9 protein-coding genes are annotated in these 16,965 nt (G+C 61.8%); 4 read left to right on the forward strand and 5 right to left on the reverse strand.

The features are described 5' to 3' along the window. Positions 1-81: 81 nt before the first annotated feature. Positions 82-2,154 (reverse strand): transketolase, encoded by a 2,073-nt coding sequence (gene tkt, locus VHX65_13005; GenBank protein HEX3999463.1) that lies wholly within the window; start codon positions 2,152-2,154, stop codon positions 82-84. 184 nt (positions 2,155-2,338) lie between these two features. On the opposite strand from tkt, the gene VHX65_13010 reads away from it, so the two are divergent. From VHX65_13010 to VHX65_13020, 3 genes are all read left to right on the forward strand, one after another. Further along, entirely contained in the window at positions 2,339-3,742 is a 1,404-nt protein-coding gene (locus VHX65_13010; protein ID HEX3999464.1) for a hypothetical protein, read from the forward strand. Between the two features lie 104 nt (positions 3,743-3,846). Next, positions 3,847-4,536 (forward strand): response regulator transcription factor, encoded by a 690-nt coding sequence (locus VHX65_13015; GenBank protein HEX3999465.1) that lies wholly within the window; start codon positions 3,847-3,849, stop codon positions 4,534-4,536. Between the two features lie 62 nt (positions 4,537-4,598). After that, the gene (locus VHX65_13020; GenBank protein HEX3999466.1) at positions 4,599-6,641 is read left to right on the forward strand and encodes an ATP-binding protein; all 2,043 of its coding nucleotides are present in this window, start codon (positions 4,599-4,601) and stop codon (positions 6,639-6,641) included. A 60-nt stretch (positions 6,642-6,701) separates the two neighbouring features. Here the strand turns inward: VHX65_13020 and VHX65_13025 are convergent, their stop codons facing one another. From VHX65_13025 to VHX65_13040, 4 genes are all read right to left on the reverse strand, one after another. After that, the gene (locus tag VHX65_13025; protein HEX3999467.1) at positions 6,702-7,307 is read right to left on the reverse strand and encodes an LUD domain-containing protein; all 606 of its coding nucleotides are present in this window, start codon (positions 7,305-7,307) and stop codon (positions 6,702-6,704) included. Positions 7,308-7,420: 113 nt separating this feature from the next. Continuing rightward, positions 7,421-8,788 (reverse strand): lactate utilization protein B, encoded by a 1,368-nt coding sequence (locus VHX65_13030; protein HEX3999468.1) that lies wholly within the window; start codon positions 8,786-8,788, stop codon positions 7,421-7,423. Between the two features lie 186 nt (positions 8,789-8,974). Beyond that, the gene (locus VHX65_13035) at positions 8,975-9,838 is read right to left on the reverse strand and encodes a (Fe-S)-binding protein (protein ID HEX3999469.1); all 864 of its coding nucleotides are present in this window, start codon (positions 9,836-9,838) and stop codon (positions 8,975-8,977) included. 222 nt (positions 9,839-10,060) lie between these two features. After that, entirely contained in the window at positions 10,061-11,278 is a 1,218-nt protein-coding gene (locus tag VHX65_13040; GenBank protein ID HEX3999470.1) for a PDZ domain-containing protein, read from the reverse strand. A gap of 434 nt (positions 11,279-11,712) precedes the next feature. On the opposite strand from VHX65_13040, the gene VHX65_13045 reads away from it, so the two are divergent. After that, the gene (locus tag VHX65_13045) at positions 11,713-16,752 is read left to right on the forward strand and encodes a PVC-type heme-binding CxxCH protein (protein ID HEX3999471.1); all 5,040 of its coding nucleotides are present in this window, start codon (positions 11,713-11,715) and stop codon (positions 16,750-16,752) included. The last annotated feature ends 213 nt before the right edge of the window (positions 16,753-16,965 follow it).

Consider the following 16,965-nt stretch of genomic DNA (forward strand, 5'->3'; position numbering starts at 1 on the left):
ATACTCCGTATGCCGTCTGCCCTTGCAAGGTGGCGACGGCTCCCGCAGGTGCCGGCGATATTGCTTGCGGCTTACCTCCCTCTATTTCTTCCCGCCGCTCAGCGCCGCCTTTGCCGTCGCAACAATATTCTCCGTCGTCAAACCAAAAAACTTCATCAGTGCCGGCCCTGGCGCGGAAGCGCCGAATGTCTTCATGCCGACGAATCGGCCCGATGGTCCCAGATAGCGGTCCCAACCGAATTGGGCCGCCGCCTCGACGCCGACTCGCGCCGTAATCGCCGGTGGCAGCACGCTGTTGCGATAGGCCTCGTCCTGCGCTTCGAACAATTCCCAGCACGGCATGCTGACGACACGCGCGGCAATGCCCTCCTTGGTGAGTTGTTCGTAAGCTTCGACGCATGGCCCGACTTCGCTGCCGGTCGCCATGAGGATCACGGCCGGCTTTCCGTGCGGCGGATCGGCCAGCACGTAGGCTCCCTTCGCCACTCCGCTGGCGGCGCCGAATTTGGACCGATCGACGGTCGGAAGATTTTGCCGCGTCAGCACGAGAGCCGCCGGCCGATCCTTAAGCGGCATCACCACGCGCCATGTCTCGACCACCTCGTTGGCGTCTGCCGGGCGAAACACAAGGATGTTCGGAATCGCCCGCATCGCCGCCAAATGCTCGATCGGTTGATGGGTCGGCCCATCTTCGCCGAGGCCGATCGAATCGTGGGTGAAGATAAAGATCACCGGCAGCTTGCCAATCGCAGCCAAGCGGAGCGACGGCTTGCAATAGTCGAAGAACACGAAAAACGTGGCCACGAATGGCCGCACTTTGGCGAATGCCATGCCATTGGCCGCGGCAACCATCGCGTGTTCGCGGATGCCGAAGTGGAAATTCCGGCCGCTGTAGTTGCCGGTTTCGAAGTCGGTGTATCCTTCGCCGGTGAGCAGCGTCATCGTCGAGGGCGCGAGATCGGCCGCCCCGCCGATCAACCAAGGCACATGCTTCGCCACGGCCCCTTCGGCCTTGCCCGACGAAATGCGGCTCGCCACGCCCTTGGCATCGGCCGGCTGCGGCTTCAGGTCGGCATCCCATCCGGCCGGCAGATCGCGGACGTTCATCAATTCCCATTCCTTGGCCAAGTCGGGATATTGCGTCGCATACCTTTTCCAACTGGCTTCCCATTCGGCGTGCAATTTCTTGCCGCGCACGGCCACGCCCGCTTGAAAATGCTCGCGGGCTTCCTCGGGCACGAGAAAATGGGCGTCTTCCGGCCAACCGTAGACCTTCTTTGTCAGCCGCACTTCCTCTTCGCCGAGCGCTTCGCCGTGTGCTTTGGCGGTGTCTTGCTTGTTGGGCGAACCGTAGCCGATATGGCTGCGGACGATGATCATCGTCGGCCGATCGTCGGTTTTCTCGAACGACTGGAACGCGGCGGCAAGCGCGTCGAGATCGTTCGCGTCGGCCACATGCAGCACATGCCAGCCCAGCCCCTCGAACCGATGCCCAACGTCCTCGTCGAACGCGAGCTGCGTGTTGCCCTCGATCGTGATGTGATTGTCGTCGTAAATCCAACAGAGATTGGAAAGCTTCAAGTGACCGGCCAGCGAGGCGGCTTCGTTGGAAACGCCTTCCATCATGTCGCCGTCGCTGCACATGGTGTAGACGTTGTAGTCGAATAGCTTGAAGCCTGGCCGATCGAAGTGGGCCGCCAGCCACCGCTGGGCGATCGCCATGCCGACGCTGTTGCCGCAGCCTTGGCCGAGCGGGCCGGTCGTGGTCTCGACGCCCGTGGTCTCGAACGATTCCGGATGGCCCGGGCAGCGGCTGTGCAATTGCCGAAAACGCTTGATTTGATCGAGCGAGCAAGCCAGTTCGCCGGTCGGCTTGGCGTCGTGCGTATATTGCTTCACTCCGGCCAGATGCAGCACCGAATAGAGCAGCATCGACGCATGACCGCAGGAAAGAACGAAGCGGTCGCGGGCCGGCCAGAGCGGCGCATCGGGATCGAACCGCATCAGATTCCGCCACAGCGTATACGCCACCGGGGCCAACGCCATCGGCGTGCCCGGATGTCCGCTCTTGGCGGCCTGCACGGCATCCATCGACAGCGTGCGAATCGTGTTGATCGTCAACTGTTCGATCGAGACTTCGGAGGAGACAGACATGGTCGGCTCGCTCAAGATTTGTGAGGAAAATCGTTTAGCCGAAAGTCTAAGGGGGTCGGCCTGCCGCGTCAATCAGCGGCGTGGCTCGTTACAAACGCTTTACGCTTGCATGAGCAATTTGTCGGTAGAATTCGAGCGGCCCACTTGATCGCTACCAACCATCCCAACGGCAGAGGAGTGAATCATGCGACGAATCTTGACCCCGACGATGTTACTGATAGCTTTCGCGATTGTCGGATTGGTGCGTCAGCCCGTCAGTCGTGGCGGGGCGATCGACAATCTGTGCGATCTGGCTGGCCTGGCAATCTCCGAAAACGCCGCAACGGCCAAAACGGCAATCGTTCAGCTACGGTCGCACGGCCCCGAAGGACTACGGGCTTTGCTTTCGGTACATGCTGAACTGGTTGCTCGCCATCAGGGGCGGCCGGCTGCATTGGTGGCAACCGGGTCCGGCGAAGTCGCCGATCCCAATTGGCAACGACTTCAAACCGCCCTCGATCAAGTCAGTGGGCAGCGGGATTGCCATGCATCGCGATTATTCTGGTACACCGATTTCGAAGAGGCGAAAGCTGCCGCCCAGCGCGAACACAAACCGATTCTTTCGCTGCGCTTGCTCGGCAAGCTCACCGACGAATATAGCTGCGCGAACAGCCGTTTCTTCCGCACCACGCTGTATGCCAACGATGCGGTCGGCAAGGAATTGCGCGACCGATTCATCCTGCACTGGAAATCGGTTCGGCCGGTGCCGAAAGTGACCATCGATTTCGGCGATGGCCGAAAGCTCGAACGGACCCTGACCGGCAACAGCATCCACTATGTGCTCGATAGCGACGGCCGGGTGATCGACGCACTGCCGGGCCTCTACGGTCCGGCGGCCTTCTTGCGCGAGCTTGATCGGGCCGAAAAGATCGCCCGGCGATCGGCCAATTTAGCCCCTGCCGAACGCGATCAATTGCTCGCCGCCTTCCACGCCGGTCGGGCCGCTGCGATTCAAACCGAATGGCAAGCGGATCTTGCCAAGCTCGGCATGCAAGTGGCTGCCGCCAACACCGATCAGCCAGCAAATCAAACGAGCAGTACGCAAGCCTCTTATGCTGCTCCATCGGCAGCGAAAACCGGTACGGTTGCACCGAGCAAATGCATCACCAAAGGACCGATCGTCGTCGCGGTAACCCCGCAAACTCTGGAAGCGGCAACGACCGAACAGGTTTGGAACCGTATCGCGGCACTCCATATCCACGACAGCGCGCTCGATGCAGGCAGCATTGCGTTGCTCGCCAGCCAACATCCGACCGCCGCGGCCGCGGCGCCGGTGGCAATTTCCAAATTCATCGTGGAAAACCCATTGCTGCGAATGGTGAACGCGTTTCAGCGTTCGATTGCACTCGACACCGTGCGCAACGAATACTTGCTGCATCGCCAAATTCATAAATGGCTGGCCGCCGCTCCGGCAGCGAATCTCGATAGATTCAACGAGCGCGTTTATGCCGAGCTGTTTCTTACCCCGAGTTCCGATCCCTGGCTGGGCCTGATGCCCGCCGACACCTATACGGCCCTGGAAAACAACGGCGTCTCGAAATCGAAATAAGGGAAACACCTCGTCCCGCGCAACCGCTGAAGCTATGCTGCAATTGCTTGCCAAGCGTCCTGTCCCCGTCCCCCTCACCCTCATCCTCACCCTCGCCCTTGCCGTTGCTGCACGTCCTCACGATCGAAGACGATCCGGCGATTCGCCGCGGAATCGTCGATTCGCTGCGGTTTGCCGGCTATGCGCCGCTTGAGGCGGGCCGCGGCGACGAAGGGTTGCGCATGGCCACCGAGCGCAATTACGATCTGCTGCTGTTGGATCTCGTTCTTCCCGGCTGCGATGGTCTGGAAATTTTGAAGGCAGTGCGGACGCAACGGCCCACCCAGCCCGTGATTCTGCTGACCGCTCGCGGCGACGAGTGCGACCGAGTTGCAGGTCTGCGGCTGGGGGCCGACGATTATGTTGTCAAGCCGTTCAGCGTCAAAGAACTCTTGGCGCGGGTCGAAGCCGTGCTGCGCCGATCGCCGGAGCGGCCGCAGCAGGTGAACCTGATCGAATTGCCGCAAGGCGTGGCCGATCTGGCGCGGTCGGAGGTCCGCTTTCAGGATGGCATGCGATTCGAACTCTCCGAGAAAGAAGTCGAGTTGCTCCGCTATCTGGCCGCCAACCGCGGTCGGGCCATTTCGCGCGACGAGCTTTTGCTTCGAGTTTGGCAGATCAGTCCGCACGGCTTGCCGACACGGACGATCGACATGCACGTAACGCGATTGCGCGAAAAACTGCGCGACGACCCGGCGCAGCCGGCGATCGTGCTGACCGTGCGCGGCAAAGGATATATGATCGGCACTCCGTAGGTCGGGCTTTCCAGCCCGACAGGAATCACGTCCTAGGTTAGACTACCGGCCTGACAGGAATCATGTTTCGACCCTGGCAAATCTGGTTGGCCTTCGGCACCTGCCTGGCGATCGTGGTCGCGGCGGTGGGTTGGATGAGCGTGCGGGCGCTCGAGGCCGACGACGCCCAGTCCGCCGCGCGGCGGCAAGCCGGGATCGAGGCGAACGCTCAATTGGCCCTCTGGCGAATGGATTCGGCGATGGCGCCGCTCGTGGCTCAAGAAAGCGCCAGGCCTTATTTCACCTACGAATCGTTCTATTCGATCGCCCGGCCGGTTTCAGCGTCGAAGGGCAAGTCGTCGGCCGACGTGCGTGTTCCATCGCCGCTCTTGGTCGAATGCCCGCCGGACGTGCTGCTGCATTTCGAGATCGGGCCGCACGACCATTTTTCCTCGCCGCGCGTTCCGCCCCCCGCGATGCGATCGCGCGCGATTCCGAAATATTTGAGCGCCACGGCCGCCGGGCAGGCGGCAAAGTTTTTGGATCGAGTGCGATCCTTAATCCGGCCGGCCGAACTCTGGGCGTCGTTGCCATCGCTCGATGCCTCGGCAACGGGGCTGAATGTCGCGACCGCAAACTCCGCACCGACCCCGTCCGGCCAGCCGAACCAACTCGCGACCGAACAACAGCCGTCACCGCAACAATCTCCGGCGCAGCAAGCGCTGCCTCAAGAAACGTCGCAGCAGCAGGCGCCGCCGCAACAAGCGGTGCTACAGCAAACTTCGCCGCAGCAATCCGCCGCGGCGCCGCAGGCCCAGCAAGCCAACGGCCCACCGAACCAGAGCGTCGCCCAAAACGGAGCCAACGAATTCCAGGCCCGCTCGCAATATCTCTCGCAGAATTTTCAAACATTCGCCAATTCCTATAACGGTGTCGCGATCGTCAACGGCGGCGGCGCGCTGAATTCCGGTTTCTCCAGCGGCGGCCAGCAGGAATCCGGCGCCGCGTCCGATCTGCCGGCGTCCGGCGATGTTCGGGCCAGCGTCATGAAGCCGCTCTGGATCGCCGATCAATTGATTCTCGTCCGCCGGGTGCGGATGAATGGGCAGGAATTTATCCAGGGCTGCCTGCTCGATTGGCCGACGATCCAACATCAACTGTTGAGCACCGTCCAAGACCTGTTGCCCAAGGCGCGGCTGTCGCCCGTGTCGGCCAATAGTTCCGACGAGCCGGCACATGAGTTGGCCTCGCTGCCGGTGCGGCTCGAGGCGGGCCCGCTTGCCGGCGCGGCGGCGGAGGGAATTTCGCCGGTGCGGATGTCGCTTGTCGGCGCGTGGGGCGCTCTGCTGCTGGCGGCCCTGGCGGTCGCGGCATTGCTGCAAGGCGTGTTGTCGCTCAGCGAGCGACGGGGAGCGTTTGTCTCCGCGGTGACTCACGAACTGCGCACTCCGCTGACCACGTTTCGCATGTATGCCGAAATGCTCGCCGACAACATGGTGCCCGACGAAACCAGCCGGCGCACCTATTTGGAAACGCTGCGCGTCGAAGCCGACCGGCTAACGCATCTGGTGGAAAATGTTTTGCTCTATGCCCGGCTGGAGCGCGGGCGGCGCGGCGGGCGAACGGCCCCGATCGCCGTGTCGCAGCTTTTCGAACACGCAGGAGCTCGATTGACGGATCGGGCGCGGCAAGCGAATTTGGAAATCGCCATCGACGCGGGCCCGCCGGTTCGCGAAATACGTGTTCTCGCCGATCCCGCGGCCGTCGAGCAGATTCTGTTCAACCTGGTCGACAACGCGTGCAAATATGCCGCATCGGCGACGGATCGCACGCTGCACATCGACGCCCGCCAAGCGGCCGGCCGGATCGAATTGCGGGTGCGCGATCATGGCCCAGGCATCGCCGCCGAGCAGCGTCGGGTGCTGTTTCAGCCGTTCCGCAAATCGGCCCAAGAAGCGGCCCATTCGGCCCCCGGCGTCGGCCTCGGCCTGGCCCTCTGCCGCCGATTGGCCCGCGACATGGGCGGCGAACTTTCCTACACGCCCAGCGATACAGTAGGGGCCTGCTTCACACTCCGGCTGCGAAACGCTACGAAGATAAATAGAACTACGAAAGAAACGAAATAGGAAAAAAATCGGCAAGATGATCGGCCTGTGTCTTTCGTCGCTTTCGTGTGTTTCGTGGTTTCACCCTCCGGGCGCACAGCAGACGCAGAAAACCGTCAGCGATCTTGGGCCGTGGGCGCCGATGACCAGGGACTGTTCGATGTCGGCGGTTTTCGAGGGGCCGGAGATGAAAGCGCCGTAGCTGGGCTGCGGGAAGCTCAGGCGCTCGTAGGCTTGGTGCATGTTGTCGAGGATCTGCTCGGCCGGGATCACGAGAGCCAAATGCTGGACGATGAAATAGATCGCCCGATGACGGAGATCTGCGTCGGTGACCCAGATCGCGCCATTTTCGGCCACGCCGAATTGGCCCGGCAAGATCGCGAAATCGATCGATGCCAAAGCGTGCGGGTCGTCGACCGAATTTGGATCGAAATTCGCTCGTCCCGCGCCGGCAACCAGCGACACGATTTGCTTCGCCGACGTGTAGGCGGAGATCTCATCGAGCGCGCGGTTGAGTTGGTCGAGACTTTCGACCGCGACGCAGCGGCCGCCGACCGATTCGATCGTGGCGGCGAATTGCTGGTAGCGATCGGCGAACGAGAGCCAGGCGTTATCGAGCGCGGGCAGTTCGGCCGGCGCGGGCCGTTTCGCACGCACCTGGCCGAGGATTTTTTCTCTGCTGGTCATGGTCGTCCTTCGCTAACGCTTCGGGCCAGTATGAAAACCACTAACTTCTCGATAGTACTAGCCCGAAGCGTAAGCGAGGAGGGCACGCCCGCGGCGCGGCCTTGTCTTGCGGCTCACTTGCCATTTTGCCGCTGGCGATAAAGTTCGCGGAAGCTGCGCGGCGGCATCGGGGGCAGCTCGCGCTGCCGGCCCCAGCCGTTGAAGCGATTGTAGATCATAAACCTCGGCAGCCAAGGCACGATCGTGCGCGCCGTTTTTCCGGCGATCTTGTAAAGCCACGGATGCCGCAGCACGAAGCTTGCCGCTTTCATCGACAGCCGTTTTCGTAGCGGCAGATTACCGTGAAGGGCAATTTCGCGCCGCCACGTGAGCAACTGATGATGGATATCGATTTTCACCGGGCAAACATCCGTGCACGACCCGCACAAACTGCACGCGTGCGGCAGCGAAGCGAATTTTTTCATGTCGCGGGCCGGCGCCAGAATCGACCCGATCGGTCCCGGCACCGTCGTTTCGTAACTGTGCCCGCCGCTGCGGCGATACACCGGGCAGGTGTTCATGCACGCCCCGCAGCGAATGCAATTGAGCGAGCGGCGAAATTCATCGCTCCCCAAGATCTCGCTCCGACCGTTGTCCACCAGCACGATATGCAATTCGCCGCCGGGCAGCGGGCCGTGGAAATGCGACGAATACGTCGTGATCGGCTGACCGGTGGCGCTGCGGGCCAAGAGCCGCAGGAAGACACCGAGGTCTTTGGCTCGCGGAATCAGTTTTTCGATTCCCATGCAGGCAATGTGCAGCTTCGGCAGCGACACGCCCAGATCGGCGTTGCCTTCATTGGTGCAGACGACGAACCCGCCGGTCTCGGCCACGGCGAAATTGACGCCCGTCAGGCCAGCGTCGGCCGTGAGGAATTTGTCTCGCAGGTGTTGCCGGGCGGCTTCGGCCAGGTAGTTTGGATCGCTCGCCCCGGCCTCGGTGCCCAGGTGTTCGTGAAACAGGGTGCCGATGTCTTCTTTCTTGTAATGGATGGCCGGCATGACAATGTGACTGGGCGGTTCGCCCGAGAGCTGCACGATCCGCTCTCCCAGATCACTATCGACCACTTCGATGCCGTGCCGCTCGAGAAACGGATTGAGATGGCATTCCTCGGTGAGCATCGATTTGCTTTTGACGAGCCGGCGCACACCATGCCGCTCGAGAATTTCGAGCACGATCTGGTTGTGCTCCGCGGCGTTGGCGGCCCAGTGAACATGGGCACCCAGCCGCGTGGCATTGGCTTCGAATTGCTCGAGATAGTCGGCCAGATTGGCCATCGTGGCGGCTTTGATCTGCGAGGCCGCTTCGCGCAATTGCTCCCACTCGGGAACCTGATGTGCCGCCTTATCGCGCTTGGCGCGCACGAACCAAAGCGTTTGGTCGTGCCAATGGGCACGCGGCCCGTCGGCGACGAATTCAGCGGCCAGCGTGGCGTGGGTCATTGATGTCTCGGTAGCACAAGGGGGTCAGGCACATTTTTCGACCTACGCCAATCGTGGTTCAAACCCGTACCTTGCCGAAAAATGAGCCAGACCCCGGTCTGGCCGGCAGAAGGGGGTCGGGCACATTTTTCGACCTACGCCAATCGTGGTTCAAACCCGCACCTCGCCGAAAAATGAGCCAGACCCTCATTGGCGGCCGGCGAGAATTTCAGCGATGTGCATCACGCGGATCGGCGTGCGGTCGCGGCGGATCAGCCCTTCCAAGTGCATCAGGCACGACATATCGTTGGCCGTCAGCACTTCCGTGCCGGCCCGCAGATGATCGGCGATGCGGTCTTTCCCCATCATACACGAAACGGCTTCTTCGCTGACGGCAAACGTGCCGCCGAAGCCGCAACATTCGTCCGGCCGATCGAGTTGCGAAAACTCGATCCCTTCGACCAGCTTGAGCAATTGCAGGGCTTTGCCGAAGCTCGGGCCGATCAACTCCGTGTCGCTGGCCAGTCGCAATTCGCGCAGTCCGTGGCAACTCTGATGCAATCCGACGCGATGCGAAAACCGCACATCGAGCCGATCCACCTTGAGCACGTCGGTGAGAAATTCGCAAAGCTCGAACGTCTTGCCTTTCAGTTCCTCGAAACCGGGCTCGCCATGCAAAAGCTCGTCGTAATGCTTTCGCACCATCGCTACGCAGCTTCCCGACGGAGCGACCACGTAGTCATAGCCGCGAAAGATTTCGAGAAACCGCCGGGCCAGCGGCAGCGCATCGCCCGTGCAGCCGACATTGGCCATCGGCTGTCCGCAGCACGTCTGCTCGACGGGAAACTCGACCTGTGCTCCAAACCGTTCGAGCAGTTCGACGGTCGCCATCCCGACCTGCGGATAGAGCTGATCGATATAGCAGGGGATGAAAAGACCGACGGGCATGAAGAGCGGCGAGGGGCGAGGGGCGAGGGGCGAGGGGCGAGGATAAGCGGAGGGGCCGTTGATTTGAAGCGACGTGGCCAACTCGCCAACTCGATTCTTGCCGATGACGAGTTTGTGCGTCAAGCGCCTTGGCCGGGCTTGCGAGCAGCACCACATAGCCGGTGCGCCGCCCCTTCCGTGTTTGGACGGCAAGGCCCCGTTTGCAGGCTCCCAGGGCTCGGCCGAAAAATAACTTCCCCCCCCGCTCCCCTTGTGGAAAGGGGGGTGAGGGGTTCGAAAAGCGGAAGTTCTTTTTCGGCCGAGCCCAGGAGCGCTCGACGCCGCACAGCAAAAGGTCGGGCGTGTTTACTTGGGCCCCGATTCTAGGGTGTTGTTCGGATCGGTTTGGGGAAGCTCGCTCTTGGGCAACGGCGGGGCCTTTTCGCTGCCGATCATGGTTTGGAGTGTCAGCGTTTGGCCGTTGCGGCGAACGCCGATCGACACTTGGCCCCCCGCCCGACCCATCGCTTGAATTTGCCCCACAAACAAATCGTAGGTCGACACCGGATAATCGTTGACCGTGACGATCTCGTCGCCAATGCGCAGGCCGGCTCGCGCAGCAGGGCTGTTGGGTTCGACGCCGCTAACGCGAAGCTGCCCATTGCTGTCGTCGAGCACAACGCCGAGTCGTGGCCGATCCGTGATCGCCTTCTTGCCGCCGACGTTGACGTTGATCGTGTCGAGCGTGCCGCGCCGGCGGACCAGCAAGCTGATGTTGCCATCGGTTTGGGCAGCGGTGCGGAGCCCTGCGACGAGCCCTTCGAAGTTCGTGATTCGCTTGCCGTTGATCGAGGTGATTTCGTCGCCAATGAGCAGCCCGGCCGGAAATGCAGGGCTTGTCGGCTCGATCCCGACAACCTTCAGCCCGTCGCTATTGCCGATCGGCACGACCGTAATCCCGAGGTGCCCAAAATTGTGGGGCGGAATTCCGACGGCATTCAGGCTGGCCTGGGGTGCGGTTTGGACCGAAGCCGTCGGAGGAGCGGCGGGAAGCGATTCCGAGCCGCCGGCATCCACCGGACCGAGAGGGCCAATCGGTCCCGTGAGCGGAGCCGGGGCGGTCGTCGGCGGCTTGGCGGCCGGGTCTGGGCCGGATGGAGCCGCAGTTCCGGCGTTCGGAGCCGGAATCGGCGGAAGCGAAACGGCACGGTTCGGATCGTTCAACAAGGTGGTCGTGCCGCCACCTTGATTGACAGGTTGGCCGAGGCCGGGACCAGCCGATTGCGGGGTGGCAATAGCCGGTGCAACGGTCGCACCGCCAAGCGCGGGCCCCTGGGCTGGCGTCGAACCGAGAGCTGGTTGGCCGGTTTGGGGCGCGACCCCGCTGGAATTGCCGGCGGCAGCGGTGCCAGCCCCGCCTTCCAACGCGCCGGTTTGCGCCACTGCATGGGATGCGGAAAGCAACGTCGCCGCGGCGATTAGTCCGCCGCTGGCGGCAATTAGAACCATGGTTCGTCGCGTGAACGACATGGCCGGCAAGGAATGAACCACCTGCAGGCCATGACCCATTTGAATGCGATTCATAACAACGCTCCTTGATGCAAATGCCAATCGGCTGCGTGGCCGAAACTTGTGGGCCGGTTTTGCGGACAATCAATTTTAGGCCGCTAAACGGCTGGCAACAAACGAAAACTGGCCCCGCAAAGGGCTGGCGGCGAACGCGTTTTCGGTGCGAGTGCCTTGCCGAAACGTTTCCGCTCGGTATGGAAAACGCGAAATTTTGCGATTCATGGGTGGCGGGAATTTTTCATTTGCGCGGGTCGAAATTTCTTTCGCCCACGCCGCTCGTCTGTTACACTAGGTGGACGGCATGTTCGCGATTCCGGCTCCGCCAGCATCTTTCGCTGGTGTTGAAGCGTCGGGGGCTTGCGAGTCGCCCTCCCGCACGATCTGCACCAGATCGTGCGAGGGTATGCCGCCCCGCCCACCTAAATCCCTCCACCAATAGGCACATCGCCATGCAAGTTCGCCAGCAAATGCCGCGCTCCCGTCGTATGTTGTTCCTGTCGCTCGCTACCTTGGCCGCCAGCATCGCGCTGGTCTTTTCGGCGAATCGGTGGCTCTGGTCGGCCGACAACTCGACCGACGCCAAGCCGGCAAGCCTTCAGATTCACCCGGGCGACCACATCTGCCTCATCGGCAACACGCTGGCCGACCGCATGCAGCACGACGGCTGGCTGGAAGCGTACCTCTACAGCCGCTTTCCGAAAGACAATCTTGTGGTGCGCGACCTGGGCTTCTCGGGCGATGAACTGACATTCCGCCAACGCTCGGCCGGCTTCGGCACCCCCGACGACCACCTGACCCGCACCAAGGCCGACGTGGTGTTCGCGTTTTTCGGCTACAACGAGTCGTTCGCCGGCGTCGCGGGGCTCGACAAATTCAAGCACGATCTGACCGACTTCATTCATCACACGCAAAGCGAGAAATACAACGGCAAGAGCGCCCCCCAATTGGTGCTCTTCTCCCCGATTGCAAATGAAAATCTGCACGATCGAAATCTGCCGGACGGCAGCGAGAATAACTGGCGATTGGAACAATACACGACCGCCATGGCCGAGGTGGCCAAGGCCAACCATGTGCCGATGGTCGATCTCTACGAACCGACATTGAAGGCTTATGCCCAAGCCCCCAAGCCGCTCACGATCAATGGCATCCATCTCACTCCGCACGGCGATGAAGTCGTCGCCCAGGTGATCGATCAATCGCTCTTGGCGGGCGCCGGCGGGGCGGCAGCCGGCCAGCAGCCGAATCGCGATCCGCAAGCGATGGAAAAGCTGCGCCAAGCGATCGCCGATAAAGATCTGGTCTGGTTCAATCGCTATCGCACGCTCGACGGCTATTCGATCTTCGGCGGGCGGGCCGATCTGGCCTTCGTCAACCGGCAGACCAATCGCGACGTCGCCGACCGCGAAATGGAAGTGCTCGACATCATGACGGCCAATCGCGACAAGCGGATTTGGGCCGTCGCGCAAGGGGGCGATCTCAAGGTCGACGACAGCAATACCCCGCCATTTCTCAAGGTCATCACCAACAAGCCCGGCAAGGGCCCCCACGGCGAACACATCTATCTGACGCCCGAGCAAGAGCTCAAGACGATGACCGTGGCCAAGGGGCTGAAGGTCACCGAATGGGCGTCGGAGCAGGAATTTCCGCTCTTGGAAAAGGCCGTGCAAATGTCGTTCGACCCCAAGGGCCGGCTGTGGGTGACCGTCTGGCCGAGCTATCCGCACTGGAAGCCGAAAGACCCGTTGAACGACAAGATTCTGATCTTGGAAGATACGAAAGGCACGGGCCACGCCGATAAGTGTACCGTCTTCGCCGACCATTTGAATTGCCCGACCGGCTTCGAATTCTACAACGGCGGCGTGATCGTGGCCGATGCACCGTCGTTGCTCTTTCTCAAAGACAGCACCGGCGGCGACCACGCCGACATCCGGATCCGCGTTCTCGACGGAATCGATTCGGCCGACACGCACCACACCGCCAATAGCTTCACGCTCGATCCGGGCGGCGCGATGTATTTCCAGGAAGGCACGTTCATGCACACGCAGGTGGAAACACCCTACGGCCCGTCGTTTCGCAATGCGAATGCCGGCGTGTATCGCTACGAACCCCGCACGCAAAAATTCGAGGCGTATGTCACCTACGGCTTCGCCAACCCGCACGGCCACGCATGGAACCGCTGGGGTGAAGACGTGGTGATGGACGCCACCGGCGCCGAACCGTACCACGGAGCCCTGTTTTCCGGCCATCTCGATTTCCCGGAAAAACATAGCCGTCCGCCGAAACTGTATGAGCAGCGCACCCGGCCCTGCCCCGGCATTGCCTATCTGTCGAGCCGGCAGTTCCCCGCATCGATGCAGGGCGACTTGCTGGTGTGCAACGTGATCGGCTTCCAAGGCATCTTGCGATACAAGGTCGACGAAGACGGCTCCAGCTTCCACGGCACCGAGCTTTCGCCGATTCTATCCTCGACCGACGAAAATTTCCGCCCGGTCGATCTCAAGATCGGTCCCGACGGGGCACTGTATTTCATTGACTGGCAGAACCCGCTGATCGGCCACATGCAGCACAACCTGCGCGACCCCAGCCGCGACCACACCCACGGTCGCATCTACCGGGTCGTCGCCGAAGACCGCCCGCTGCTCAAGCCGGCCAAGATCGCCGGCGAGCCGATCGACAAATTGCTCGATCTATTGAAGCAGCCCGACGACCAGGTGCGCTATCGCGCCCGAATCGAGCTCGGCGGCCGCAATAGCGACGAAGTCGTCGCGGCCTTGCAGAAATGGGTGCCATCGCTCGATCCGAAAGATCCGCAATACGAGCACAACATGCTCGAAGCCCTGTGGGCCTATCAATATCAGAACGTCGTGAATCTCGACCTGCTCCATCGCGAATTGGCTTCGCCCGATTATCGGGCTCGCCGGGCGGCAGTGCGCGTGCTCGTCGCGTGGCGGGATCGGGTGCCGGATGCGCTCGCCCTGCTGAAAAAGCTGGCCGCCGATCCGTCGCCCCAAGTGCGGCTGCACGCCGTTCGGGCCGCGAGCTTCTTCACGCAGCCGGAGGCGGTCGAAGTGCCGCTGGTTTCGACCGAGTATCCTTCCGACAAATACCTCGACTACGTCCGCGGCGAGACGATGAAGGCGCTCGAGCCGTATGTGAAGAAGGCGATCGCCGAAGGCCTCGACCTGCCGCTGACCAGCCCGGCCGCGGCCCGCTATTTCTTCAAGAACGTCAGCACCGACGATCTGTTGAAGATGAAGCGCAGCCAGGCGGTCGATTTGGAATTGCTCTTCCGCCGCGGCATCCGCGATGAATTGCGGCACGAAGCGCTCTCCTCGCTGAGTAAAGTGGAAGGCAAGAGCGAACTCGACGTGTTGCTCGCCGCCATTCGCGGCCAAGACGAGTTGCAAGGAAGCCAAGACGATACGGTCGTGTTCGACCTGGTGCGCTTGCTCACGAACCGCGATCCCAGCGAACTGGCGGGAGTCCGCGATCAATTGGAAAAAATGGCCACAAGCGCCAAATTGCCCGTCACCCGGCAGCTGGGCTTCGTCGCACTGGTCGCTGCCGATGGCAGCGCCGAGCGGGCCTGGGCAATCGCCTCGAAATCGCTCCAAGGATTGCGCGACTTGGCGACCGCTATGCCGCTGATCCACGATCCGGGCGAGCGAGCCAGTTTGTATCCGAAGGTCGAGCCGCTTGTCGCCGCCGTGCCGAAAGAATTGGCCAGCGCCAAGTCGCACAGCAAGCAGACCTTCGGCCGCTATGTGCGCATCGAATTGCCCGGCCGCGGCCGTACGCTGACGCTTGCCGAAGTTGAAGTGTATAGCGATGGCCATAACCTCGCTCGCCAGGGCAAGGCCACCCAAAAGAACACCTATGCCGATGGCGCCGCCAGCCGGGCGATCGACGGCAATACCAGCCCGGATTGGGGCAACCAGGGCCAAAGCCATACCCAGGAAAACACGTCGAATCCCTGGTGGGAAGTCGATCTCGGCAGCGAATCGCCGATCGAATCGATCGCGATCTATAACCGCGGCGACGGCCTGAGCCAGCGCTTGCAAGGCTTCACGCTCCGAGTGCTCGACAATCAACGCAAGGTCGTTTACGAAAAACTCAAGCAGCCCGCTCCCGATCTCGTATCCAAATACGAGCTCGGCGGGGAATCGCCGGACGACGCGGTGCGCCGCGCGGCAATGGTCGCCATCACGTCGGTGCGCGGCCAGGAAACAGCCGCCTTCAAGGCAATCGCTCCCTTCGTCGGCGACGACAATTTCCGCGCCGCCGCCATCGAAGCCTTGCACCACATTCCAGCCGCTTATTGGCCGAAGGAAGAAGCCAAACCCGTGACCGATAGCCTGTTGGCCTACGTTCGCAAGGTGCCCGTGGCCGAGCGCAATAATCCCGACGTGCTCGATGCGATTCAATTCGGCGACAACCTTGCCGCCCTTTTGCCTCCCGACGACGCCAAGCACGTTCGCAAAGAACTTGGCGAGCTCGGAGTGCGCGTCGTGCGATTGGCGACGCTGCCGGAGAAGATGGAATACGACAAGGAGCGGCTCGTGGTGCAGGCCGGCAAGCCGGTCGAGATCGTGCTCGAAAACAACGACCTGATGCCGCACAATTTCGTGATCGTCGAGCCCGGGTCGATGGAGGAAGTCGGCACGCTGGCCGAAACGACCGGCTTGCAGCCCGACGCCTTCAAGCGGCAATTCGTGCCCCGCAGCAACAAGGTGCTTTTCCACGGCCGCTTGCTCCAGCCACGCGAAACCGAGCGGCTCAGCTTCACGGCCCCGTCGAAGCCGGGCGTTTATCCCTATATCTGCACCTTCCCCGGCCATTGGCGGCGGATGTACGGCGCGCTGTATGTCGTCGAAAATCTCGAAGACTATCAGGCCGCGCCCGAGGCCTATCTGGCCAAGCATGTGCTGCCGATCAACGATGCGCTGTTGAAATTCAACCGCCCGCGGACCGAGTGGAAGTTCGACGATTTGCGTCCGCTGGCCGAAAATATGGACCACGGGCGCAACTTCGCCGACGGCAAACAGATGTTTACCGTGGCAAGCTGCATCGCCTGCCACCGCCTGAACAATGTCGGCACGCAGGTCGGCGCCGATCTGACGAAGATCGATCCGAAGTGGAAACCAGTCGATGTGCTGCACAAGCTCGTCGATCCGTCAGAACACATCAACGACAAGTTCTACACCTACATCCTGAGTCTCGACACAGGCAAGACCGTCACCGGCCTGATCACCGAGGAAACGGCCGACACGGTGAAGCTGATGGAAAACCCGTTGGCCAAGTGCGAGCCGACGATCGTCAAGAAGTCGAGCATCGAAGGGCGAAAGAAATCGAACGTGTCGATCATGCCGAAGGGCCTGTTGGAAAAGCTCACCAAGGAAGAGATTCTGGACCTGGTGGCGTACGTGTATTCGCATGGCGATCCGCACAACAAGCTCTTCCAAGGCGGCAACCAAACGGCAAGCCGGTAAGCAACGCTGGAGTTCACGCTTCCGCGTGCGCCTCCGACCGAGCAACCGCCATCGAAGCCGATTCCCATTATGGCGAACCATCGCCTATGGCTCGGCCGAAAAATGACTTCTCCACGGCCTCCTCTCCCCTTGCGGGAGAGGAGCCGGGGGCGCGGAAGGGCGAGGGACTGAGAGCAATCCGCGGCGAGCAATCAAACCCTTCGTCATTCCTTA

The sequence above is a fragment of the Pirellulales bacterium genome (genome assembly GCA_036267355.1).
Classification (GTDB): Bacteria; Planctomycetota; Planctomycetia; order Pirellulales; family DATAWG01; genus DATAWG01.

Coding starts and splice junctions, on each gene's coding strand:
- tkt (HEX3999463.1), bottom strand. CDS start 2,154: ATGTCTGTCTCCTCCGAAGTCTCGATCGAACAGTTGACGATCAACACG.
- VHX65_13010 (HEX3999464.1), top strand. CDS start 2,339: ATGCGACGAATCTTGACCCCGACGATGTTACTGATAGCTTTCGCGATT.
- VHX65_13020 (HEX3999466.1), top strand. CDS start 4,599: ATGTTTCGACCCTGGCAAATCTGGTTGGCCTTCGGCACCTGCCTGGCG.
- VHX65_13025 (HEX3999467.1), bottom strand. CDS start 7,307: ATGACCAGCAGAGAAAAAATCCTCGGCCAGGTGCGTGCGAAACGGCCC.
- VHX65_13030 (HEX3999468.1), bottom strand. CDS start 8,788: ATGACCCACGCCACGCTGGCCGCTGAATTCGTCGCCGACGGGCCGCGT.
- VHX65_13040 (HEX3999470.1), bottom strand. CDS start 11,278: ATGAATCGCATTCAAATGGGTCATGGCCTGCAGGTGGTTCATTCCTTG.
- VHX65_13045 (HEX3999471.1), top strand. CDS start 11,713: ATGCAAGTTCGCCAGCAAATGCCGCGCTCCCGTCGTATGTTGTTCCTG.